This is a genomic window from Acidaminococcus massiliensis, from assembly GCF_900095825.1.
Classification (GTDB): domain Bacteria; phylum Bacillota; class Negativicutes; order Acidaminococcales; family Acidaminococcaceae; genus Acidaminococcus; species Acidaminococcus massiliensis.
On the sequence record NZ_LT608315.1, the window covers coordinates 1273124 to 1296160 of the forward strand.

Sequence of the window (23037 nt, forward strand, 5' to 3'; positions counted from 1 at the left end):
GTTGGGTATAAATGGCTAACACGAAAGGTTTAAAGACCGGTAACGAAAAAGATTTATGGGTCTATGTTGAACATTACAAAGGCGAACCTGTCCATGTAGTATATGAACTGTTGGGTGAATGCCGGAAACTGGCTGACAAATGCAACCAGAAACTGGCCGCTGTCCTGATCACCGACGATGCCAAAGACGTTCCGTCCAAGCTGATCGCTCGGGGCGCTGATCTGGTCTATGTCTGCCAGGATCCTGCTTTCAAATATTATTCCACGGATGAATACACCAATGCTTTCTGCGAAATGATCGCTGAATATCAGCCTTCTTCCGTATTCATCGGCGCTACCAACGACGGCCGTGACCTGGGGCCCCGTATCGCTGCCCGGGTGAACACCGGTCTGTGCGCAGACTGCACCATCCTGGATGCAGAAGAAGACGGTCTGATCGAATGGACTCGTCCTGCTGCCGGCGGTAACATCATGGCTACCATCCTGTGCAAAGAACATCGTCCCCAGATGGGTACTGTCCGTCCCAAGACCTTCAAGGCCATGGAACCGGATGCTTCCCGTACCGGTGAAGTCATCAACTACACCCTGAAGAACCATGTGGATGACCGTGTCACCTGCGTCCGCAGAGAAGAAGTGGTCAGCGAAGGCGAAATGGCCATCGATGATGCACCGTTCGTCTGCTCCGGCGGCCGTGGCATGAAAGCCAAAGAAAACTTCTCCCTGCTGTATGACCTGGCCCATGTGCTGGGCGGCGCTGTAGGCGGCAGCCGTGCTGCAGTGGATGAAGGGTTCATCGAACATCCTCGGCAAGTTGGCCAGTCCGGTAAGACCGTTACCCCGAAGATTTACTTCGCCTGCGGGATTTCCGGTTCTGTACAGCACAAAGCCGGCATGAGCAAATCCGATACCATTGTCTGCATCAACAAGGATCCGGACGCTCCTATGTTCGAAATCTCTAAATATGGTATCGTTGGCGATGCTTTGAAGATCCTGCCTCTGCTGACCGCAAAGATCAAAGCCTTCAAAGAATCCTAATTGTAGATACGGAACTGAAAAGTCCGGGCTTTTATAAGTCCGGACTTTTTTTCAGAGGGGGAAACGTTCATGAAGAAAACAAAAATCATCTGCACCCTGGGGCCAGCCACGGACAAAAAAGACCTGCTGGTGGACATGATCAAAGCAGGGATGGATCTGGCCCGGTTCAACTTCTCCCATGGCTCCCACAGCGAATGTGAAGCCCGGCTGAACCTGCTGAAGGAAGCCGAAAAGGAAGCAGGGCGGCTGGTAGGCTATGTGGCAGATACCAAAGGGCCGGAAATGCGTCTGGGGCTTTTCAAAGGGGATAAGACCACTTTGGTGCCCGGCCACGAATTCATCCTCACCACGGAAGACGTGGAGGGGACGGCGGAGAAGGCCCATGTGAACTATGCCGGACTGCCGGAAGAAGTGAAGCGGGGAGATACCATTCTCCTGAACGACGGGAAACTATCCCTGGAAGTGGAATCCACCACAGCAACGGAAATCCGGACCAAAGTGGTGAATGGCGGGGAAATCTCCTCCCGGAAACGGGTGGCTGTGCCTGGGGCCTTCTTGAAACTGCCCTTCCTGTCCGAAGCGGATGTTTCCGATATCACCTTTGCCGCCCAGCACGGCATGACTTATGTGGCTGCTTCTTTCGTGCGGAACGCCCATGATGCCATGGAGATCCGCCGGCTCCTGGAACGGCTGGGGTCCCCCATGGGGATCATCGCCAAAATCGAGAACCAGGAAGGAGTGGACAACATCGACGAAATCCTCCAGGTGGTGGACGGGGTCATGGTGGCCCGGGGCGATCTGGGGGTGGAGATCCCCATGGAAGACGTGCCCATTGTCCAGAAGGAAATCATCGCCAAATGCAATATGCTGGGCAAGCCGGTGGTCACCGCCACCCAGATGCTGGAAAGCATGATCACCAACTACCGGGCTACCCGGGCTGAAGCCAACGACATCGCCAACTCCATCTTTGACGGCACGGACGCCATCATGCTCAGTGGGGAAACGGCCTCCGGCGCCTATCCTCTGGAAGCGGTGAAGACCATGGCCCGGATTGCCAAACGGACGGAAGAAGCCATCGATTATGTCCAGGTGTTCCAGCACAAGGGCATCGGGGCCCAGGTGCAGATGACCGATGCCATCAGCCATGCTACCGTGCAGATCGCCCAGGAACTGGAAGCCAATGCCATCATGTCCATCACCGAAAGCGGCTACACCGCCCGGATGGTGGCCAAATACCGGCCCAAGGCCCATGTGCTGGGGGTCTCTCCCAAAGAAGAGAGCCTGCGCCGGATGAACCTGTACTGGGGTGTGACACCTCTCCAGGGTGAGAACAAGGCCAGCACCGATGCTCTGATCGATGCGTCCCTGAAGAAGGCCCTGGATTCCGGCCTCATCAAGAAAGGGGATTCCCTGGTGGTCACTGCCGGCATGAACGTGGGCAAGGTGGGCAGCACCAACCTGATCCAGGTGGTCAATGTGGGCCAGAAAGTGGTTTCCGGCCAGGGCATCGGCAAAAAAGCCGTCAGCGGGGTGGTCCTGCGGGTGGAAAAGAAAACAGATCTGGAGAAATTCCGCCCCGGTATGATCCTGGCTGTGGCCGCCCTGGAAAATGAAATGGGGACTACAGCAGCCCAGGCCGGCGGCATCATCGCCGAAGAAGGCGGCTTCACTTCCCCGGCAGCCATCATCGGCATCAACTATGGCATCCCCGTCATCGTAGGAGCCAAAGGAGCCATGGAAGCCCTGGAAACCGGCGACCTGGTGACCCTGGACGTAGCAACCGGGAGTGTGTATGCAGGGAAGATCAATGTGAAGTAAATAGTCTCGAGTCTCGAAACCCTGTCTCTGGTCACTTGTCACTGGTCACTGGACGAAGGAAGGCAGCCGGGCTGCGGCTGCCTTTCAATTTATACTGCAGGCTTGGACTCACCTTCGGCTTGTCCTTGCCTTCTTTTCTGAACAAACTGCTACAGGAGTCGCACTCATGGAATACTCACATAAAAAGCTGGTGGTATGGCAACGGAGCATGCAGCTGGCCAACCACATTTATACATTGACCGACCATTATCCATCTAAAGAATTGTTTACTCTGGTAAATCAGATGCGAAGGGCTGCTATATCCATTCCCAGCAATATTGCTGAAGGAAGGTCAAGAGGCAGTGACAGAGATTTTGTCCATTTTCTGCTGATTTCCAGAGGATCCTGTTCTGAACTGGATACCCAACTGCTGCTGAGCCATTCACAGGGGTATATTTCAGAAAAAGAATGTCAGGAAGCCTGCCAGATGTGTGAAGAACTGGGAAACAGACTTACCCGTCTTATCCAGCATCTGGATCCTTCCAAACGCTGATAAGACTCATGTTTGCAAAAAGTGTGCTGCACCATAAAATGCAGCACACTTTTTGTTTGCATTTGAAAAAATGCAGGGTTCAGACAGAATGATAAAATTTGCTAGCAAATTTTAGAATGAGTTTTTCGCCGGAACCAGTGACAAGCAGCCGTATCCAGGAACAGCACAATTTTGGCTTTCTTCCTTCAAAAGAACCCGTTAGCCACGGGTTCTTGCCTGCGGCTAGTGACCAGTGACAAGAGACCAGTGACAGCCTCAAAATCCTTTAGGATTTTGAGGCCCTGAATCGATGCCACATCTCCGCACATCCCCAGGACAGCAGCAGCACCGCCAGATAGAAGGCCTCCATGGGAACATGCTGCATCCCAACGGTCCGGTTCAATACATATTCCAGCTGATCGATGAACACCGGGTGGATCAGGTAGATGATGAAGGAGCGGTCGCTCATGCCCTTCAGGGCTTTTTTCAGGGGGTAGCGGCCGCTTTGGATCACCATGCTGAAGAAGAGTACGGAAGCAATGGTGTATACCAGACCCGGCAGGCTCAGCTGCTGAAGGTAGTTCACCGTGCTTTCATAGGGCATCTGCCATTTGAAGGTCCACCGGTAAAACAGCCAGGTGTTGAACCCAGCGCTGGCAGCAAAGAACGCCGTCAGCAAGGCTTTCCGTTGGGTGATCAGCTGCTGGAATTTGCCATAATGCCGGGCAATCACTCCCCCCAGCATAAAGATGAATAAGTAGAAGAAGGGGAAATAGTTCAGTCGGTAATTGCACAGGTTCAGCAGGGTCGGGCTGGAAGCAATCCATTCAGGATAGACCCAGAACCGGAAATTTCCCTCGAACAGCAGCACTTGGGCCACAAACAACAGAGGCAGGGCCAATTTCAGGCCGATTTTTTCCATCCCTCCCATCAGGGCCCGCCACAGCGGGAACAGCAGGTAGAACCAGATCAGGATCACCAGGAAATAGATGTGGTACTGGGCAGTGCCGAAGAACAGGGAAAACAGGATGTTGGAAGGATCCAGCACGCTCATGTCCCGGTTCAAAAAGGCATAGTAGCACAGGTACAGCAGGGACGCCAGCAGGTAAGGACGGCCGATACTTTTCATCCGTTTCTTCACAAAGCTCCCATACCGGAGAGGTTGCTCCAGAGGCTTGCTGTAGAACAGCCCATAGCCGGAGATGAAAAAGAAGGCCGGTACGCTGTAGCGGCTCAGGATGTTGGTGATGAGCACCAGAAAAGGAGAAGCTACGGCGTCGCTGACCGCCATGCTCCCCACATGGATGGCAATGACCCCCAGCATGCAGATGCCCCGGAGGTTGTCGAATACAAGATTGCGCTGTTTCACAGAAAGCTCCTTTGCAGGTTTACAGGAATATGGGGTACGCAGGATCGGTCCCTGCAGTATTGAAATGAATCTATCTTATCTATTATAATGACCGCCAACGGGATTCTCAACCCTCATTTTGTGAGCACTAGGGTTTTACATCTTCAAAGGAACCTGGCCAGGGGACAGGTTCTATCCAGAGGTTCCCGACTCCAGACTTCCGACTTCCGACTGTTGAACACCGTCCGTCTTGCCTTTTTCCGTCCGGCTGATTACAATAAGTTCAGAATATCTGCACATAACCTGAAAGGAGCCGATCCCATGTCCCATTCTCTCCGTCTTTTGGTCCGGGGCGGCCTGCTCCTGGCCATCGGGGCCCTCAGCCAGCAGCTCCGGCTGGTGCTGCCTCTGCCCGTTCCTGTCATGACTCTCCTCATCGGCACCTTGGTGAACGCCGTCTTGGTGCTGGCGGGCCGGTACACCACCCGGCTCCTGGCCTGGGTCATCTGCGTGGCCTTGGCGGTCATCGCCTTTTTCCAGGGCCATATCCTGGGTCCGGTGGTCCCGGTGATCGCCCTGGGGAACGGCATGTACGTGGAACTGACCCGCAGCTTCACCCGGGGTCCGGTCCTTTTCCTGGGAGCTCCTCTGGGGAAAGCGGTGGTGCTGGGCATCGGCATGGTGGGGGCCCTCCATCTCCTCCAGCTGCCTTGGGCCGCCATCAGCAAAACATTGGCCCTGTTCCTGCCCCTCCAGCTGGCCACCGGGATCCTGGGCCTTTTCCTGGCCAAAGGGGTGGAAAAGAGGCTCCAAGGGAACGCTCCTGCCCCTCAGCCACCCTCGAAAAGGAAATCCAAGGGAAAACAAAAGAAAAAGTGATCAGAACACTGTACGGAATGTAACAAAAATGTGGATTTTTTTCGGCGGCTGGTGTATAGTAGAGGAGATTAACAAGAGGCCCTCTGGGAGGCCAGGGAAGGACGGGCCTGTGGCACGTCCCTACGCCGTTACGGGCGGCTGTTGGGACTATTTGCCGATGGCCCGACACCAACGCCCGTAGGGGCTGGCCAAAGGCAAGCCCTCTGGGAGGCCAGGGAAGGGCGGGCCTGCGGCACGCCCCTCGTATAATAGAGTTGTACCAGATATTCCCTTTTATAGTGAATTACGGTACGATTAGAATGGAGCTGTGGATCGGTTGCGCGCCCCTCGTATAATAGAGTTGTACCAGATATTCCCTTTTATAGTGAATTACGGTACGATTAGAATGGAGCTGTGGATCGGTTGCGCGCCCCTACCGCTTGACGGTTTTTGTAGAGTCCGACCACAGAATTCATTCAATTTGTTAATGAGTTGGATACCGCTCGACGGTTCATATCTAGCGAGGATACATTATGATGAAGTCTCTGTGGCTTTGATGCACAGCTGCCAATTCAAAAAAAGGAGGTTGATTTTTATGCTTTGTGTCGGAATTGACGTTGCAAAGCGGAAACATGACTGCTGTATCATTGACTCGGATGCATTGAAAACAGTTGAATCTTTTACATTTCCCAATTCACGGGAAGGCTTTGACATGCTCCTTTCCAAGATTTCTGAACTGGGCATTCCAAAAGATAAAATAAGAGTAGGATTGGAAGCAACCGGTCACTATTCCTCGAATCTCGCCCATTTCATCTCAGAACATGACCTTCCACTGCTCACTTTCAATCCGCTTCTCACGAATAGATACAAGCAAGGATTCAGCCTGCGTAAGACCAAGACTGATAAAGTCGATGCCTGCGCTATTGCACAGATGATTGTGTCAGGGAAAGGTTCCCAAACCTACTCTTCTTCATTGTACCATAACGAGGAAATGAAATCACTCTCTCGTTACAGATCTCAAACCATGCAGAAGTGTTCCAAGCTAAAGATATCAGTTTCCCGTCTGGTTACGATTTTATTCCCAGAGCTGGAAGGGCTGACATCTTCCATCCATCTTGCTTCAATCTATGCGCTTCTAAAAGCCTATCCTGGCCATGAACAGATTGCTCATTGCAGCATGAAGCGGCTGACGCGCCTGTTAAGTGATGCCTCACAGGGGAGATTTGACAAAAGCAAGGCTTTGGAAATCCACCAGGCAGCATGCCGTTCTATCGGTAAAGTCTCGCTTTCGGCTTCTATGGAACTCGTCCATACCATTACGGATATTGAAGTGTTGAAGCAGCATATCGTTGAAATCGATGAGAAGCTTAAGGAAATGGTGGACCAGGAAGAATCTTCGATTATTGACATACCAGGGATCGGTTATACCCTTTGTGCCAGCATTCTGGGCGAAGTTGGTGATTTCAAGCGTTTTCCGGATGTCGACAAGCTCCTGGCTTACGCAGGGATGTCACCTTCCAAACATGACTCTGGAGACTACCATTCGAAGCATAACAAGATGGAAAAAAGAGGATCCCCCTATCTGCGAAAGACACTGTACCTTGCCGCCCGCCTGGTTGCACAGAACGTACCGAAATTCAAAGAATACCTTGAAAAGAAACTGTCAGAACACAAACCTTACAAAGTCGCTTTGTCCCATGTAGCCAAGAAACTGATCCGATTGATTTACCGGCTGGGTATTAGTGGCTGCCCTTATTTAGCCTGATTTTTTTAAGCCCACAAGAGGGGGCTTGGGTAAGTGCGCCCTTTTGCCAAGATCCATAGCAACTGAAATTTATTTTAAAATTGGCTTGACTTTATATAGTTGGTCTACGCCGTTACGGGCGGTTGTTGGGACTGTTTGCTGATGGTCCGGCACCAACGCCCGTAGGGGCTGGCCAAAGACAAGCCCTCTGGGAGGCCAGGGAAGGGCGGGCCTGCGGCACGTCCCTACGCCGTTACAGGCGGTTGTTGGGACTGTTTGCCGATGGCCCGGCACCAACGCCCGTAGGGGCTGGCCAAAGACAAGCCCTCTGGGAGGCCAGGGAAGGACGGGCCTGTGGCACGTCCCTACGCCGTTACAGGCGGCTGTTGGGACTATTTGCCGATGGTCCGGCACCAACGCCCGTAGGGGCTGGCCAAAGGCAAGCCCTCTGGGAGGCCAGGGAAGGGCGGGCCTGCGGCACACGCCCCTACGCCGTTACAGGCGGCTGTTGGGACTATTTGCCGATGGTCCGGCACCAACGCCCGTAGGGGCTGGCCAAAGGCAAGCCCGTCCCGGCCTCCCGGAGGGGTATTCCATTCCAGCCAAACGCCGCCGCGTTTCTGGATTTAGCGGGCCTCCCAGCATGAGGCCCCTACGGTTTTTATACGCTCATAAGAACTTGGACGAAGGACAAGTTCTGTCCAGGGGCCCGAGACTCGAGGACCCGAGACCCGAGACCAGGGGCGTCAGCCCCTTACAAAAGGAGTTCCTATTATGCAAATCATAGTTGTAGGCTGCGGGAAAGTGGGGCGCAGCATCATTTCTCAGCTTGCCCAGGAAAATAACAATGTGACGGTGATCGATATCGACGCCACCATCATCCGGAACATCTCTACCAGTTACGATGTAATGGGGATCGTGGGCAATGGGTCCAGCTTCAATATCCTGGCCAAAGCCGATCTGGAACATACGGATATGCTCATCGCCGTCACCGAAAGCGACGAAGTGAACCTGCTTACCTGCGTCATCGCCAAGCTGAACAACAGCCAGTGCCATACCATCGCCCGGGTCCGCAGTCCCCATTATTCCGACGAGCGACACTATCTCCAGAAGGGTCTGAACCTTTCCATGACCATCAACCCGGAAATGGAAGCGGCCAAAGAAATCTCCCGGCTGCTGAATTTCCCTTCCGCCATCGAGATCGTCAGCTTCGCCAAAGACCGGATCGACATGCTCCGGTTCCGGGTGCCTGCTTCTTCCGTGCTCATCGGCCGTTCCCTGAAGGACATCGCCGACCTGACTGTGAACTTGTTGGTGTGCATCATCGAACGGAACAGCAACATCCTGGTCCCTGACGGCAATACGGTGATCCAGGAAGGGGACATCCTCACCATCATCGCCATGCCCCGGGATGCCCAGGCCTTCTTCAAGAAAATCGGGGTCCGTACCAACAAATGCAAGAGCGTGATGATCGTAGGGGGCGGCCAGCTCAGCTATTATCTGGCCAAGATGCTCCTGAAGAGCCATACCGACGTGACCATCATCGAACGGGATATGGCCCGGTGCGAAGAACTGGTGGAAGCCCTTCCCGGTGCCACCATCGACTGCGGAGACGGCACCGAGGAAGAACTGCTGAAAGAAGAACATCTGGAAAGCATGGACGGCTTCGTGGCTTGTACCGGTATGGACGAAGTGAACGCCATCCTTTCCCTATACGCCTTGAAGCATATGGGGAAGAAAGTGGTCACCAAAGTGAACCATGTGGATTTCGGGGACGTGATCGAAGGGCTCCAGCTGGACAGCATCGTGAACCCCAAGGAACTCACCGCCCAGCAGATCGTCCAGTACGTCCGGGCTGCCGGCAACAGCATGGAATCCAACGTAGAAACCCTGTACCGGCTCATGAACGGCCGGGTGGAAGCCCTGGAATTCCTGCTGGATAAGGAATCTCCCATCATCGGTCCCAAACTGGCGGAGATGCAGATCAAAAAGAATGTACTGATTGCCGGCATCGTCCGGGAAGGGAAGCTGATCATCCCCGGAGGCCAGGACGCCTTCCAAGTAGGGGATACGGTGATCGTAGTCACCACCAATCTGGGCTTCCACGATATTGAAAACATCCTGGCATAAAGGAGCATGACTTCTATGAATTATCCTGTGATCGGGCAGGTGCTCTCCTGGATCCTCTGTACGGAAGGCACCTTGATGCTGCTGCCCGGCCTCATCTCCCTCATCTATCGGGAAGACCAAGGAATGGTATATTTCGCCCTGGCCCTCCTGGCCATTGCCCTGGGCTTTCTCACCGGCAGGCGGAAAATCGCCAACAAGGCCATCTACCAGCGGGAAGGGTTCGTGGCTGTGGGGCTGTCCTGGGTACTGCTCAGCCTTTACGGAGCCATTCCCTTTGTAATCACCGGGGAGATCCCCTGCTATGTGGATGCGGTGTTCGAGATCGTTTCCGGTTTCACCACCACCGGTTCTTCCATCCTGGGGGATGTCGAAGCCCTGTCCCACACCTCCCTTTTCTGGCGGAGCTTCTCCCACTGGATCGGGGGCATGGGGGTGCTGGTATTCATCCTGATGCTGGTTCCCCCCAACCGGGGCGGCACCCAGATGAACTTGATGAAGGCGGAAAGCCCCGGCCCGGATGTGTCCAAATTCGTGCCCCGGGTGCGGAATACTGCCATTGTATTGTATAAGATCTACCTGGGCATGACCCTTTTGATGATTGCCCTCCTGGCTCTCACCGGCATGAACTGGTTCCACAACCTGTGCATCACTTTCGGCACTGCCGGCACTGGGGGCTTCGGCATCCTCAACGACAGCTGCGCCAGCTATACTCCCATCCAGCAGTGGATCATCACTCTGTTCATGATTGCTTTCGGGGTCAATTTTGGCTTTTACTACCTGTTCTTGATCAATCGCTTCCGGGAAGCCTTCGCCATGGAGGAAGTCCGGGCCTATCTGGGCATCATCCTGGCTTCCGGATTGGCCATCGCCTGGCAGATCCGGGACCGTTTCGATACTCTGGAAGAAACCCTGCGGACGTCTTTCTTCCAGGTGGGGAGCATCATGACTACCACTGGCTACAGCACGGTGGATTTCGACCTGTGGCCCAGCTTTTCCAAGTTCATCCTGGTGCTCTTGATGGTAGTAGGGGCTTGCGCCGGCAGTACCGGCGGCGGGGTGAAGGTGAGCCGGGTGGTCCTGACCTGCAAATCCATCTTCCTGGAATTGGGCCAGGTGCTCCATCCTCATGGGGTCCAGCGGATGCGTATGGACGGGAAGACTGTGGACAGCAAGGTGCTGACTTCCATTTATATCTTCCTGATTACCTATTTCCTGATCTTTTTCCTGTCCATCCTGGTGGTGAGCCTGGACGGATTCAGCTTTGAGACCAACTTCACCGCTGTGGCTGCTACCCTGAACAATATCGGTCCCGGCCTGGCCGGAGTAGGCCCCACCAGGAACTTCTTCGACTACAGCCATCTGTCCAAACTGGTCCTGATCTTCGACATGCTGGCCGGACGGCTGGAACTTTTGCCCATGCTGATCCTGTTCTATCCCAGGACCTGGACGAGGAATTGAAAGGGGCTGTTGCATGCGTATGATTTTTACGCATGCAACAGCTCTCTTTACGAGGTACCACCCATGTTCGACCTTCACTCCCACATCTTATATAACATCGACGGGGACGACGGATCCCGCAGTGAGGCCATGTCCTTGGCCATGCTCCGGCAGGCAGCGGCGGCCGGCACCACCGACCTTTTTGCTACACCCCATTTCCACCGCAGGGGCATCTGTCCCAACTGGGACCTCATCACGGAACGGCTGGTCCAGCTCCAGCAGCAGGCCGACGCTGCCAAGATCCCCATCCGCCTTCACAGCGGGGCGGAGGTGAGCCTGGATGCGGACACCCTGAACTATCTGCCCGGCCCCGGAGAACACCGGGACTGCTGCCTGGCCGGCACCGTCTATCTCCTGGTGGAGCTGCTGCCCACCGCCGCACCCTTGGAAACCTGGAACCTGCTTTACCAGCTCCAGCTCCGGGGCTATCTGCCCATCCTGGCCCATCCGGAACGGTATAAGGCCATCATGGCGCAGCCGCAAGTGGTCCGCCAGTGGGTGGAAAAAGGCATCCTGCTCCAGAGCAATCAGGGCAGCTTCACCGGAGATTTCGGAGAAAGTGCCCTCCGCAGCGTCCACTGGCTCTATGACCGGGGGCTGATCCATTTCCTGGGCAGCGATGCACACCGCGTCGATTGGCGCAGCCCCGATACCCGGAAAGCCCAGGAGGCCATCCGTTCCCTCATCGGGGGAGATGCCTTCCTGGCAGACTGCGATGCCCATGCCCGTCTGCTCCTCCAAGGACGGGTGTTCTATCCGGATCCGCCCCATGAGCCCCTGAAGAAAAAACGGAGCTTCTGGTCCCGCTTTTTCGGCTGAATGTTTTCTGGGGAGTTTTTTGCCCAGCTCTTCTGCTACAATGATGGTGTAGAAGAAAAGGGCCTCCTCCCCGGGACAGCCAATTCTGAGCAAATGACAATGAAATTCACAGAGAAGACATAAAATGGCCTTGAATTTTCATGTTCTTTTCATTTAATTCATTTTTTCATTGCAAAAGTAACCCAATCTTGCTATACTACAGTCATATGGTCTTATACAAAAGTATATACCGATTCAAAACAATCTGCCTGTAAAAAATGGATAAATGTAGTCAACTGTCAACTGAATAAAGCACTTGCGAACAATCTTTCGGGGGGGGGGGTACAGGCGTTTCCTGTACCCTCTTTTAGTTTGTCCTAAAAAGGAATAGTTTTCTTTAACAAGAATATATCGTTTACAGAATTTTTTTGGATGGAATCCATAGACCCAAAGGAGGTCCCATGAAACAGAAAATCCTGGCCATGGCCTTTGCCTTGGCTTCCCTTACCCTGCCGGCAGCAGCCCAGGAATATACCCTGCGCCCCGGCGACCAGCTGAACATCGTCGTCGTCCAGGAGCAGGAAATCAGCTCCAATCTCCAAAATTCCAAGGAGACGCCCTATACTGTCCGGCCTGATGGCACTGTTTCCTTCCCCCTGGTGGGAGAGATCCAGGCTAGCGGCATGACCGTGGACCAGTTCACCCAGTACCTCCGGAACGGCCTTTCCCGGTACTATGTGGAACCGGATGTCACCGTGAACATCGTCCAATTGGGCGGCATCCGGGTCCATGTGTTCGGGGAAGTGAAGAAACCCGGCACCTATGAACTCACCAAGAGCCATACCATCATGGATGCCCTAGGGGCCTCCGGAGGCTTCACCTGGGATGCGGCCAAGAAGAAGGTGTTCCTGATCCACCAGGACGATACCAACAAGGCCATCAAGATCAACCTGAACAACATGCTGAAGACCGGCAACCTGAAGGACAACCTGGAACTGAAGGAAGGGGACATCCTGTACCTGACCAAGAACGGCCGGATCGACTTTGCCCGGGATATCGTACCGTTCCTCAGCGGTGCCTACATGATCTCGGAAATCCATGACAACAATGACTGATAAAGGAGAACCATCTTGAACGAACAGGAAATCGATTTACGGGAATTGTGGCAGATCATCCGCGCCAACCAGAAATGCATCGCCAAGATCACCGGCGGCTTCCTGGGGCTGGCCGTGGCCTATCTCCTCATTGTCCCCAATACCTATCAGTCCACAGCCCTGCTGCGGATCAAACAAGAAAAAGGCCTTTCCAGTTCCATCATGGAACAGCTGCCCCTGGGCAATGCCCAGCTCACCAAGCAGCAGATGAACACCCATGCGGAGATCCTCAAGAGCCGCCATGTGGTGATCCCGGTGATCCAGCAGACCGAAGAAGAGAAGGACGGCAAGTTTCCCCGTTACGAAGATTATGTGAAAACTCACATCATTACCAAGCCCTATAAAGATACGGAAATCCTGGAAGTAGACGTCACCGGTAAGAGTCCGGAACAGGCCCAGGAGGCCAATCAGCTCTTGGTCCAAGGTTTCTTGGATCGGCTCACGGAACTCTCCCATGCAGAATCTGCCGCCACCCGGGAATTTTTGGAACAGCGGGTGAAATCCTCCAAGAAGGAATTGGACGACGCAGAGACCAAGCTGAAGGACTACCAGGTGAAGCACAAGATCTTCTCCACCGACAACCAGATGAAGAGCCTGGCGGAACGGATCACCGAACTGGATAAGGCCAAAGCCCAGAACAAACTGGATATGGAGACCGCCCAGGCGGCTCTGGGGTCCATCAACGGCCAGCTTTCCGAAGCCGGGGCTTCCATTGCCGACAGCCCTTCCATCCAGCAGGCCAAGAGCAAGCTGGTGGACCTGGAGACCCAGAAAGCTGGCTACATGGGGAAATACACCAGCGAGAACCCCAAGATGAAAGAAATCAACCGACAGATTGCGGGGGCCCGCCAGAGCCTCCGCCGGGAGATCCAGGCCATCATCGCCCAGAAAGCGCCGTCTTCCAGCAGCGTCCAGCAGAAGCTCCTCAGCGACAAATTCACCAACGAGGCACTGATCGCCGTAGCCGAAGGGAAGAACCAGGCCATCGACCAGCTGGAAAAAAAGAATGCGGAAGAAATTGCCAAGCTGCCCCAGACCCAGCAGGGCTACCTGCAGGTGAAACGGGACGCGGACGTGGCCCAGGAAATCTACGTGATGCTGGCCAAACGGCTGGAAGAAGCCAAAGTGGCGGAAGTCATGGTCCCCACCGAAGTCCAGGTGGTGGACGAAGCCACCCTGCCCGATAAACCCATCAAACCGCGGAAACTGCTCACCTTGGTGCTGGCCCTGTTCCTGGGCCTCTTCGGAGGCACCGGCTTCACCATCGCCCGGGCCCTGCTGAACCGGAAAATCCGCACCGCCGCCGATGTGGAACAGTATCTGGAACTGCCCGTCCTGGGCGTGATCCCGGAAGCCAAAGGGGCGGAAAAGCAGGAAGAAGAAGGCTTTTGGGCCGGATTGCGGAGGAAATTATGGAAGAAATAAAACTCATCGTGGATAATAACCCCAAGTCTCCCATCGCCGAGACCTACCGGTCCATCCGGACCAATCTCCAATTTGCCGGAGCCGGACGGGAACTGAAGTACATCTGCTTCACCTCCAGCGTACCGGGAGAAGGGAAATCCACCACCATTTCCAACCTGGCCCTGACTTTGGCCCAGGATGGGAAGAAAGTCCTCCTGGTGGACTGCGACCTGCGGAAACCGGTCCAGCACAAGATCTTCGGGGTCATCAACCAGGGCATCACCAACTGCCTGGCCCAGGGCGTCCCCTTTGCCCAGGTCCTCCATCCGGAAGTCTTCCACAACCTGGATCTCTTGACCAGCGGTCCGGTGCCTCCCAATCCCTCCGAACTCATCGGATCGGAAAAGATGGACCAGCTGCTCCAGCAGATCGGGGAAGGGTATGATTACGTACTCCTCGACCTGCCCCCGGTATTGGCCGTCACCGATGCGGCCCTGCTGGGGAACCTGGCAGACGGCGTAGTCCTGGTGGTCCATTCCGGCCAGGTGGCTCCGGAAGAAGTCCAGGAAGCCAAGAAACGCCTCCAGGCCGGCAAAGCCAACATCCTGGGCGTCGTCCTCAACGGCGTTCCCCGCAGACACAGCGGCTATGGCTACGGATATGGCTATTACTACTATGATTACTACGACGAGAACCATGTGAAGCATACCAAGAAGAAAGCGAAAAGCAAGGAGTGATCCGTAGGGGCTGAGCCAGGGCCGCGGAGCGATCCCGCCCAGTCAGCCTGCCTACGGCTCACGATGAACGACAAACGATGAATGACGAATGAACAGGAGGTCGGACCAACCCATGAATACGTCCATGATTAAAAAAATCCAACAGGAACTGCTCAACGGGCTGGATGTCCTGCTGGTCACAGGGGCTTTCTGGCTCTGCTGGCAGCATTTCTACCAAAATCGCATCGACCATCCTTTTTACTACCTGGGCAACCTGATCATGGTGTTCCTGTTCGGCCTCTTCTATTATTCCATCTCCCACCTGTACAACGGCTATTCCGTGCCCATCAGCCGGATCTATGAATTGGTCTACAGCCAGACCCTGGCCGCCTGTCTCAGCGATGGACTCCTGTATCTCATGATCCTCTTGATCAACCGGCACTATATCACGTTCCTGCCCTTTCTGCCCACCCTGGTGCTCCAGTTCTTCCTCATCGTGGGATGGACCGTAGCAGCCCACCAGTGGTATTTCCATCAGTTCCCGCCCAAAAAGACCGTGGTGATCTTGGGACAGGGCCAAAATGTGGATGCCCTGGTGAAACAGTACGGCATGGACGTCCATTTCGATGTCCAGTCCGTGGTCCCGGTGGAGGAGTGCCTCAAAGACCTGCCCGGAACCATCGGCCAGGCCGAAGTGGTGTTCTGCTGTGGCCTCCACAGCCACAATCGGAACCTGGTGACCAAATACTGCGTGGCCCATAAGATCGGTACCTATGTGATTCCCCGGATCGGGGACGTGATCATGGACAGCGCCCGGAAAGTCCATCTCTTCCACCTGCCCATGATGGCCGTCCAGCGCTACAACCCTTCTCCCGAATACCTGATCCTGAAACGGGCCTATGACATCGCCCTGTCCCTGGTGGCCCTGGTACTCTTTGCTCCCATCATGGCCGTTGTGGCCGCAGCCATCAAAGCTACTGATGGGGGAGACATCTTCTACCGCCAGGCCCGGCTCACCAAAGACGGCAAAGTCTTTCAGGTATTGAAATTCCGCAGCATGCGCATGGATGCAGAAAAAGACGGCGTAGCCCGGCTCAGCACCGGCGAAAACGATCCCCGGGTCACCAAAGTGGGCCGCTTCATCCGCGCCGTCCGCTTCGACGAACTGCCCCAGCTGCTGAACATCCTCAAAGGCGACATGGCCATCGTGGGACCAAGACCCGAACGCCCGGCCATCTCCGCCCAGTATGCCCAAGCCATGCCCGAATGGAACCTGCGGTTACAGGCCAAATGCGGTCTCACCGGCTACGCCCAAGTCTACGGTCAGTACAACACCACCCCCTACGACAAACTGCTCCTGGATCTCATGTATATCGCCAAGCCCAGTTTGTTTGAAGATTTCAAGATCATCTTCGCCACGGTGAAGATCCTGTTCATGAAGGAGAGTACCGCCGGGATGGCAGAAGGGCAGGTTACGGCGGAGGCAACAAATAAAAATTAGGTTGTTCGGATAAATTACTCTAGTAATTTATAATAGATTTGCTGGATAAATAGTCAGATAAATTTAGTGAGAAGGAAGATATCATGGAAAACAATGAACCTGTTAGAGTGCTCCAAGTAGTGGGAAGAATGGATCGTGGGGGAATTGAAACCATGATTATGAATCTTTATAGGCATATAGATCGCAGTAAAGTGCAGTTTGATTTTTTAGCTCACTACGGAAGAGAGGCTGCATATAATAATGAAATTCGTGCTTTGGGCGGAAATATTTATGAAATGCCAGCGTTGAGGGATGATACCCATATCTATTACTGGAAATTGCCTACCTATATAATGGCATTGCATCAATTTTTTGCTCATCATCCTGAAATAAAGATTATTCATGGTAATATGACAAATACAGCTGCGATTTATATGCCCATCGCAAGAAAGTATGGCATTAAAACATGCATAGCTCATAGTCACAATACAAGAGGAAAAGCAGGGCTGCTTGGAGTAGTGACAGACATTTTGCAAAAACCAATTATAAAGTATGCAACTGATCTTTTTGCTTGCTCTAAAGAAGCTGCATACTGGTTTTATCCTAAGGAATTAGTTGATGCAGGTAAAATTAAAATTATTCCAAATGCAGTTGATGCCCAAAAATTTAGATACGATCCTATTAAACGTATAAAAATGCGGGAAAAACTTCAAATTGGTAATAGATTAGCAATCGTCTGCGTGGCTAGATTCAGAAAAGAAAAAAATCAAGCATTTCTTGTCCAAGTCTTAAATGAAATAGTCAAGAAACGGAATGATGTGGTTTTATTTTTTGCTGGGGATGGGGAATATGAGAATAATGTAAAGAAACTGGTACAGAAATATCATCTAGAAAATCATGTGGTATTTTTGGGTATGTGTGATTATATTTCAGATCTTCTCCAGGCAATGGATGTATTTGCGTTGACTTCTCTTTGGGAAGGCTTACCAGTGGTAGGTGTGGAAGCTCAGGCCAGTGGCTTGCATTGCGTTGTTTCAGATGGTATTACCAGGGAATTGGACATAATTGGGAATGTAAAGTTTTTATCTTTATCAGTGCCTGTCAGAGTATGGGCAGATCAATTAATAGCAGCAGCTCAACTTCCTAGGCAAGATACATTTAAAGCTATTCAAGCGGCAGGATATGACATTCATACGACGGCTAAATGGCTACAAAATTTTTATTTATCTAAATGTTAATTTATATATGTAGCGGAAGGTGCTTCTGATGATTGTAAAAAAGAATCAATTTTTATCAATCTTCTTTTATTTAATATCGTTTGTTTTGATGATTTTTGCAATATTTACAGAAGCAGAAGAAGCCCTTCTTTCTGTTTCTGTAACAATCATTTTAATTGCAAATATATGTTATTTATGGGATGAATTTCAGAAAAACATATTGCTAATCATGTTTCAATTAACATTCTTTTTATTTTTGATTTCTGGTGTTTTTATACAGACGCTAAATCAAGGAAACTATTTTACGATGTTCAATCCCAGTGAAATTGCAGAAACTATGATATGTTATTGGATGGCTGCATCTTCTATGTGGCTATATATATTGTTTCGCTCTCGTATTAAAATCAAAAAAAATTCAAGGGAGAATATTACAGACGAACTAAAGAAAAGTACTATTCCGTATTCTGGATATCAATTTAATGATGTGCTTCAAAAAATATCTAAGTGGATGTTTTATTTATGTAGTGTTGCTTATCTTGCAAATATTGTAGATAAAATAGTGTTTAGATTTACCCATACATTACAGGCTTATTATGCAGGGTATATATCATCACTTCCTACGTTGTTTGTAAAATTAGGAGATTGTTTTCTTATTTCATTCATGCTCTTTTTAGCCACTAAACCTTCAAAAAAAAGAGCTTTGTTTCCTATTGTCATCTATGTGTTTTTATCTATAATGACGTTGTTATATGGAGTTAGAAATGTTTTTGTATTGAACATTATGTTTCTGATTATGTATGGTACAGCGAGGAATCTTGATAACAAAGAAAAGTGGATTACTCGAAAGATGGTTAATATTGGGATTTTGTTTTTGCCAGTTTCTATAATCCTTTTACAGGCTTTTGATACGATTAGACGAAATGCAGGGTTTTCTATTGACTTATTGGGGGAATTGTTTTCCTGGGATTTAGTAAAGGAGTTTTTTATTTCTCAAAGTGTAAGCTCACAAATCTTACCTAATGCAATTATCAATATGGATGTTTTGGGGGGGCAGCCTGTTCCATATACTTTTGGCACGCTTTATACATATTTGACGCAAAATATGCTTGTCAGATTTTTTACTGGTCAGGCGGCATATACAGCTAATTCTGTTGAAGGCGCTTTTCAGAGTGGGAATTTGGGATCGAGATTGGCTTATGAAATGTATGAGGAGACATATCTTGCTGGTACTGGTATGGGAGGATGTTTTGTTGCTGATTTATATGTGGATTTTTCTTATATAGGAATTATTATTGGAACGATAGTCCTTATGATATTCATTAATATCCTTTCAAAAGGATATTTTACTGCATCTCCATATAAAGATGCTTTTTTGTTTGTAGGCTGGCGCTGGATTCTATATACACCACGCGATTCTTATTTTTCCTGGGCAATGCAGGCTTTTTCGTTCATGAATATAATTTATGTTATAGCAGTATATCTATTGGTGTCTGAAATTGCAAGGAGGAAAGGTTATCGAAAATTTACTTCTTTAAAGAGAGAATACTAAAATGTCTAGAATTGTAATTTTAACTAATACATATCCATATCCAGGAGAAACTTTTCTTGAAAATGAACTTAAATATATTCCTAATCCTAATATAGCGGTAATTTGTCCTATACAAATAGCTGGATTTCATCATGTGGATTCTAAAAAACATAAGATAACAATCTTTCATTGTATGAAAAAAATAGTCTTAACGGATTGGATTGTTAGCGTAGGAAAAGGTATCTACAATATTTTTAAGCACCATGAATTTAAAGAAATAAAAAAAGATAGGTTCATGGTTAAAAACTTCATAAAGGCGATAAAGTTTGCAATTAAATCAGAAACAGCTATTTGTGCAATTACTAGATGGATTCCTGTTTGGAATGTGAATAATGAATCAATAGTATTTTATTCATATTGGTTTTATGAGGCTGCCTATATAGCGGCACGATTGCATGAAATATTTCCTAATAGTATATTTATATCACGATGCCATGGATATGATCTTTACAAAGAAAGACATATTGGTGGATATCTACCATTTCGACAGTATCTCTTGTATTCAGCTAGTGCGGTATACCCTATTTCTCAGCAAGGAGTAAATTATTTGCTTAACAATTATGGCTCTCAATGGGAGGATAAAATTAAAGTTTATAGATTAGGTACAGAAAGACTGTTTAAGCCTATTCTGCGGAAGGAGCCAGATCATATAGTCACCATTGTGAGTTGTTCTAATTTGGTGAAAGTAAAAAGAGTACACTTGTTAGTAAAGGCATTAATGATGACCGATTTACCATTGCGTTGGTATCATATCGGTGATGGCCCCATGAAAGAATCACTGCTTTTATTAGCAAATGAGTTGCCGAAAACCATACGATGGAAATTTTTAGGTGCTATTCCCAATCGTGAGGTGCAGAAGTTTTATGCAGAACATTATGTGGACGCATTTATAAATGTTAGTGAATCAGAAGGAATACCAGTTTCAATCATGGAGGCGCTGTCTTATGGTATACCAGCGATAGCTACAGATGTTGGAGGTGTATCGGAAATTATTGAAGATGGAAAGAATGGTTTTTTACTGAAAAAAAATTTTACTTCAGAGGAATTAATTTCAGCTATTTGTGTTTTTGGTAATTTAACAAAAGAAAATTCTATGATGCGTATTAATGCAGCTACTATGTGGAATGAGAAGTATAATGCAATAAAAAATTATTCCCAGTTCTATCATGAAATTTCTGGGCTACTTTGACTCTATGGAGGTATATTATGCCCAGTTCTGTTGTTAATAATAAAAAATTAATGATACTGATACGGACAGGATTTTTCCATATTTTTGGAAGCAGTGTTATTAATAAAATTATTGCTTTCATGAGCAGTATTGTCTTGGTCAGGATTTTAACAAAACAAGAGTATGGAGTTTTTACATATGCATGGAATATTTACAGTATTGTATTGTTATTTAATGGAATGGGAACGGATTCAGGTGTATTGCAACTTGCTAGCGAAAAAAATGAGGATACTAATTTTGCTAATCGAACTAGTAATTATGGTACCCGATTCGGGATTCGATTCAATGTTATCCTCATGATTGTGCTTCTTAGTATTGGGCTGTTTGTTCCTTTAAAAATTGAAGGTGCTGGAAGATTATTATGTTTTCTTTGTTTAATGCCTATTCCACAGTTGTTATATCAGATGACAACTATATATATGCGATCACAGAAACTAAATCGAGAGTTTGCTAGATTAACTGTTTTCAATACTGCTCTTCTGTTTATTAGTTCAGCCACTATGGCCTGGGGATTTCGCGAGATTGGATTGATTATGGGCTATTATATAGCCTATTTTACTTCATACATTGTTGGATATGTTGTATACCATATCAGTATTCTTAATCATTCTCAACATTTTGGGAAAAAGGATAGATATGATTTGTTGAAGATATCTTTTATTTCCATGTTGAATAATGGTTTGTCTCAAGCAATGTATCTTCTTGATATTTTTATGTTGGGAATAGCAAACCCACAAGAAATAATGTTGGCAAGTTATAAAGTTGCCACGATGATTCCTACTGCATTGACCTTCATCCCCACTGCACTAATTACCTATCTTTATCCTTATTTTGCAGAACATAGAAATAATGGCAGTTGGTGTCTTCAAGCTTATAAAAAAGTTCTTTTGGGCTTGAGCGGAACGAATTTTATAATTGCGATAGTGCTTTTTTTAGAAGCTCCGCTAATTATACAATTGTTTTTTGGAGCTCAATATCTTGATGCTGTGCCTGTATTTAGAATACTATCCTTAAACTATTTTATTTCAGGGACGTTTAGAATCATATCCGGAAATTTATTGGTTACACAGAGAAAATTGACTTTTAATTTTTTTGTGGCTGTGGTATCGAGTATTGCAAATGTGATTGCCGATTATCTATTTATACAATGGTGGGGATCTCTTGGCGCAGCAATGGCAACGGTTCTTGTTGTTGTTATTTCAAGTATACTTAGTACTGGATATTTGGTTCATATTTTCTATCGAAACCGTATAGTAAAGTAGGATTATTGGTTTTATGAACTGGGGATATTTATTATGAAATTGTGTTATTTGGTGTATCGCGAAGATAACGTTATGGTTTACGAATCCCAAGTCTTAGAATATCTACGGGCTTATGAAAGCAAAAATATATTTGATTCAATAGAGCTACTTTTGTTTAGACATGAAAAAAATCTTATTAAAGGGAAAGAATCAGAAAACCGTATAAAGCAATACATTAAAAAGGGCCATACGTTTTGGAGTTTTCCTGTTTTAAGTATGATACAGTTGAAATTTGATGTGCTTCGACTTAAAAATTATTTACAAAATCATTATGATAGAGCTGATAATATTGCGGTTATATGCCGAGGAGATTTAGCAGCCTATATAGGGACACGTGCATTTAGTGGATATCCAAACAGTCGAATTTTGTATGACAATCGAGGATTGGCTTTTGAAGAATCTCTCATGAGCTATCCAAATAGTATTATTCATAAAGTTAATCGCAATATAAAAAGAAAGGCGTTACTTGCAGCGAAAGATTTTTGTGACTCGTATAATTTTGTTACGACCAATATGCGAGAGTATTTTATAAAGCACTATCAATTTGATGAAAATATTCCTTATACGATTATACCAACCTTATATCAGTCTGTAGTGTGTGATGAAATTAAACTTCAACAAATCCGCCAACAGGAAAATTATCATGAAGGTGATACGGTCATTGGCTATATCGGTTCAACTGCTGCCTGGCAATCAATGAATACCTTGGTAAGCACTATGGCTAAAATTGGACAGAAAATGCCGAAAGCTAAATTTCTTATCTTAACAAATGGCGGTATCCCGGAAATACAGAAATTAACAAATAATATAAAGAAGAGAATAGTTATAAAGAATATTCCCCATAATAAGATGAACTATTACTTACAGATTATAGATATCGGTATTGTTATTAGAGATAATACTATTATCAATCATGTTGCAGCACCTACGAAGATTGCAGAATATCTGACGAATGGAATAAAGATTCTTTATAGCGGAGATATTGGGATTATTGATGACTTAAAAGAGTATAACAGTAATGAATTAATGATCAATATGGATACTGATGAACACTGGCTTGAGCATCTGGTTAATGCTAAAAAGGAAAAGCATATAGACCAACGAATTGCTCAATACTTTGATATGGATAGGAGACAGGACGATACCTATAAAATGCTTATACAATCTTTTTTTAATAAAAAACATATGCTTAATAAGCATTGAAAAGTAAG

The 23037-nt window shown here is 48.6% G+C and carries 18 protein-coding genes; 17 read left to right on the plus strand and 1 reads right to left on the minus strand.

Annotation, left to right across the window (positions count from 1 at the left end):
• The first annotated feature begins 11 nt into the window (after positions 1-11).
• From BQ2657_RS06240 to BQ2657_RS06250, 3 genes are all read left to right on the plus strand, one after another.
• Entirely contained in the window at positions 12-1034 is a 1023-nt protein-coding gene (locus tag BQ2657_RS06240) for an electron transfer flavoprotein subunit alpha/FixB family protein (RefSeq protein WP_075579857.1), read from the plus strand.
• Between the two features lie 69 nt (positions 1035-1103).
• Positions 1104-2852, plus strand: coding sequence for a pyruvate kinase (gene pyk, locus BQ2657_RS06245; RefSeq protein WP_075579858.1), 1749 nt, complete (start codon positions 1104-1106; stop codon positions 2850-2852).
• Positions 2853-3018: 166 nt separating this feature from the next.
• On the plus strand, positions 3019-3384 hold the full coding sequence (locus BQ2657_RS06250; protein WP_075579859.1) for a four helix bundle protein: 366 nt from the start codon (positions 3019-3021) through the stop codon (positions 3382-3384).
• A gap of 265 nt (positions 3385-3649) precedes the next feature.
• Here the strand turns inward: BQ2657_RS06250 and BQ2657_RS06255 are convergent, their stop codons facing one another.
• Entirely contained in the window at positions 3650-4732 is a 1083-nt protein-coding gene (locus BQ2657_RS06255; protein WP_075579860.1) for an acyltransferase, read from the minus strand.
• A gap of 300 nt (positions 4733-5032) precedes the next feature.
• On the opposite strand from BQ2657_RS06255, the gene BQ2657_RS06260 reads away from it, so the two are divergent.
• The 14 genes from BQ2657_RS06260 to BQ2657_RS06325 all read left to right on the plus strand — a co-directional run bounded on the left by BQ2657_RS06260 (position 5033) and on the right by BQ2657_RS06325 (position 23029).
• On the plus strand, positions 5033-5590 hold the full coding sequence (locus BQ2657_RS06260; RefSeq protein WP_075579861.1) for a hypothetical protein: 558 nt from the start codon (positions 5033-5035) through the stop codon (positions 5588-5590).
• Between the two features lie 574 nt (positions 5591-6164).
• On the plus strand, positions 6165-7334 hold the full coding sequence (locus tag BQ2657_RS06265) for an IS110 family RNA-guided transposase (protein WP_075579862.1): 1170 nt from the start codon (positions 6165-6167) through the stop codon (positions 7332-7334).
• A gap of 753 nt (positions 7335-8087) precedes the next feature.
• Entirely contained in the window at positions 8088-9443 is a 1356-nt protein-coding gene (gene trkA / locus BQ2657_RS06270) for a Trk system potassium transporter TrkA (RefSeq protein WP_075579863.1), read from the plus strand.
• A gap of 15 nt (positions 9444-9458) precedes the next feature.
• The gene (locus BQ2657_RS06275) at positions 9459-10901 is read left to right on the plus strand and encodes a TrkH family potassium uptake protein (RefSeq protein WP_075579864.1); all 1443 of its coding nucleotides are present in this window, start codon (positions 9459-9461) and stop codon (positions 10899-10901) included.
• Between the two features lie 63 nt (positions 10902-10964).
• Positions 10965-11759: a tyrosine-protein phosphatase gene (locus tag BQ2657_RS06280; RefSeq protein ID WP_075579865.1), complete on the plus strand. Its 795-nt coding sequence runs from the start codon at positions 10965-10967 to the stop codon at positions 11757-11759.
• A 440-nt stretch (positions 11760-12199) separates the two neighbouring features.
• Positions 12200-12853, plus strand: a complete 654-nt coding sequence (locus BQ2657_RS06285; RefSeq protein WP_075579866.1) for a polysaccharide biosynthesis/export family protein — start codon at positions 12200-12202, stop codon at positions 12851-12853.
• Positions 12854-12868: 15 nt separating this feature from the next.
• Positions 12869-14317, plus strand: a complete 1449-nt coding sequence (locus BQ2657_RS06290; RefSeq protein ID WP_075579867.1) for a GumC family protein — start codon at positions 12869-12871, stop codon at positions 14315-14317.
• Positions 14305-15033: a CpsD/CapB family tyrosine-protein kinase gene (locus tag BQ2657_RS06295; RefSeq protein ID WP_075579868.1), complete on the plus strand. Its 729-nt coding sequence runs from the start codon at positions 14305-14307 to the stop codon at positions 15031-15033. Before BQ2657_RS06290 ends, BQ2657_RS06295 begins: the two co-directional genes overlap by 13 nt.
• A gap of 112 nt (positions 15034-15145) precedes the next feature.
• Positions 15146-16513 (plus strand): sugar transferase, encoded by a 1368-nt coding sequence (locus tag BQ2657_RS06300; protein ID WP_075579869.1) that lies wholly within the window; start codon positions 15146-15148, stop codon positions 16511-16513.
• Between the two features lie 83 nt (positions 16514-16596).
• On the plus strand, positions 16597-17730 hold the full coding sequence (locus BQ2657_RS06305; protein WP_075579870.1) for a glycosyltransferase family 1 protein: 1134 nt from the start codon (positions 16597-16599) through the stop codon (positions 17728-17730).
• 28 nt (positions 17731-17758) lie between these two features.
• Positions 17759-19258, plus strand: a complete 1500-nt coding sequence (locus BQ2657_RS06310; RefSeq protein ID WP_075579871.1) for an O-antigen polysaccharide polymerase Wzy family protein — start codon at positions 17759-17761, stop codon at positions 19256-19258.
• 1 nt (position 19259) lies between these two features.
• Positions 19260-20486: a glycosyltransferase gene (locus BQ2657_RS06315; RefSeq protein WP_075579872.1), complete on the plus strand. Its 1227-nt coding sequence runs from the start codon at positions 19260-19262 to the stop codon at positions 20484-20486.
• 17 nt (positions 20487-20503) lie between these two features.
• Complete coding sequence (locus BQ2657_RS06320; protein WP_075579873.1) at positions 20504-21787, plus strand: oligosaccharide flippase family protein; 1284 nt, start codon at positions 20504-20506, stop codon at positions 21785-21787.
• A gap of 33 nt (positions 21788-21820) precedes the next feature.
• The gene (locus BQ2657_RS06325; protein WP_075579874.1) at positions 21821-23029 is read left to right on the plus strand and encodes a glycosyltransferase family protein; all 1209 of its coding nucleotides are present in this window, start codon (positions 21821-21823) and stop codon (positions 23027-23029) included.
• The last annotated feature ends 8 nt before the right edge of the window (positions 23030-23037 follow it).

Coding starts and splice junctions, on each gene's coding strand:
- BQ2657_RS06240 (WP_075579857.1), top strand. CDS start 12: ATGGCTAACACGAAAGGTTTAAAGACCGGTAACGAAAAAGATTTATGG.
- BQ2657_RS06315 (WP_075579872.1), top strand. CDS start 19,260: ATGTCTAGAATTGTAATTTTAACTAATACATATCCATATCCAGGAGAA.
- BQ2657_RS06325 (WP_075579874.1), top strand. CDS start 21,821: ATGAAATTGTGTTATTTGGTGTATCGCGAAGATAACGTTATGGTTTAC.
- BQ2657_RS06285 (WP_075579866.1), top strand. CDS start 12,200: ATGAAACAGAAAATCCTGGCCATGGCCTTTGCCTTGGCTTCCCTTACC.
- BQ2657_RS06275 (WP_075579864.1), top strand. CDS start 9,459: ATGAATTATCCTGTGATCGGGCAGGTGCTCTCCTGGATCCTCTGTACG.
- BQ2657_RS06305 (WP_075579870.1), top strand. CDS start 16,597: ATGGAAAACAATGAACCTGTTAGAGTGCTCCAAGTAGTGGGAAGAATG.
- BQ2657_RS06310 (WP_075579871.1), top strand. CDS start 17,759: ATGATTGTAAAAAAGAATCAATTTTTATCAATCTTCTTTTATTTAATA.
- BQ2657_RS06250 (WP_075579859.1), top strand. CDS start 3,019: ATGGAATACTCACATAAAAAGCTGGTGGTATGGCAACGGAGCATGCAG.
- trkA (WP_075579863.1), top strand. CDS start 8,088: ATGCAAATCATAGTTGTAGGCTGCGGGAAAGTGGGGCGCAGCATCATT.
- BQ2657_RS06300 (WP_075579869.1), top strand. CDS start 15,146: ATGAATACGTCCATGATTAAAAAAATCCAACAGGAACTGCTCAACGGG.
- BQ2657_RS06280 (WP_075579865.1), top strand. CDS start 10,965: ATGTTCGACCTTCACTCCCACATCTTATATAACATCGACGGGGACGAC.
- BQ2657_RS06320 (WP_075579873.1), top strand. CDS start 20,504: ATGCCCAGTTCTGTTGTTAATAATAAAAAATTAATGATACTGATACGG.
- BQ2657_RS06265 (WP_075579862.1), top strand. CDS start 6,165: ATGCTTTGTGTCGGAATTGACGTTGCAAAGCGGAAACATGACTGCTGT.
- BQ2657_RS06295 (WP_075579868.1), top strand. CDS start 14,305: ATGGAAGAAATAAAACTCATCGTGGATAATAACCCCAAGTCTCCCATC.
- BQ2657_RS06260 (WP_075579861.1), top strand. CDS start 5,033: ATGTCCCATTCTCTCCGTCTTTTGGTCCGGGGCGGCCTGCTCCTGGCC.
- pyk (WP_075579858.1), top strand. CDS start 1,104: ATGAAGAAAACAAAAATCATCTGCACCCTGGGGCCAGCCACGGACAAA.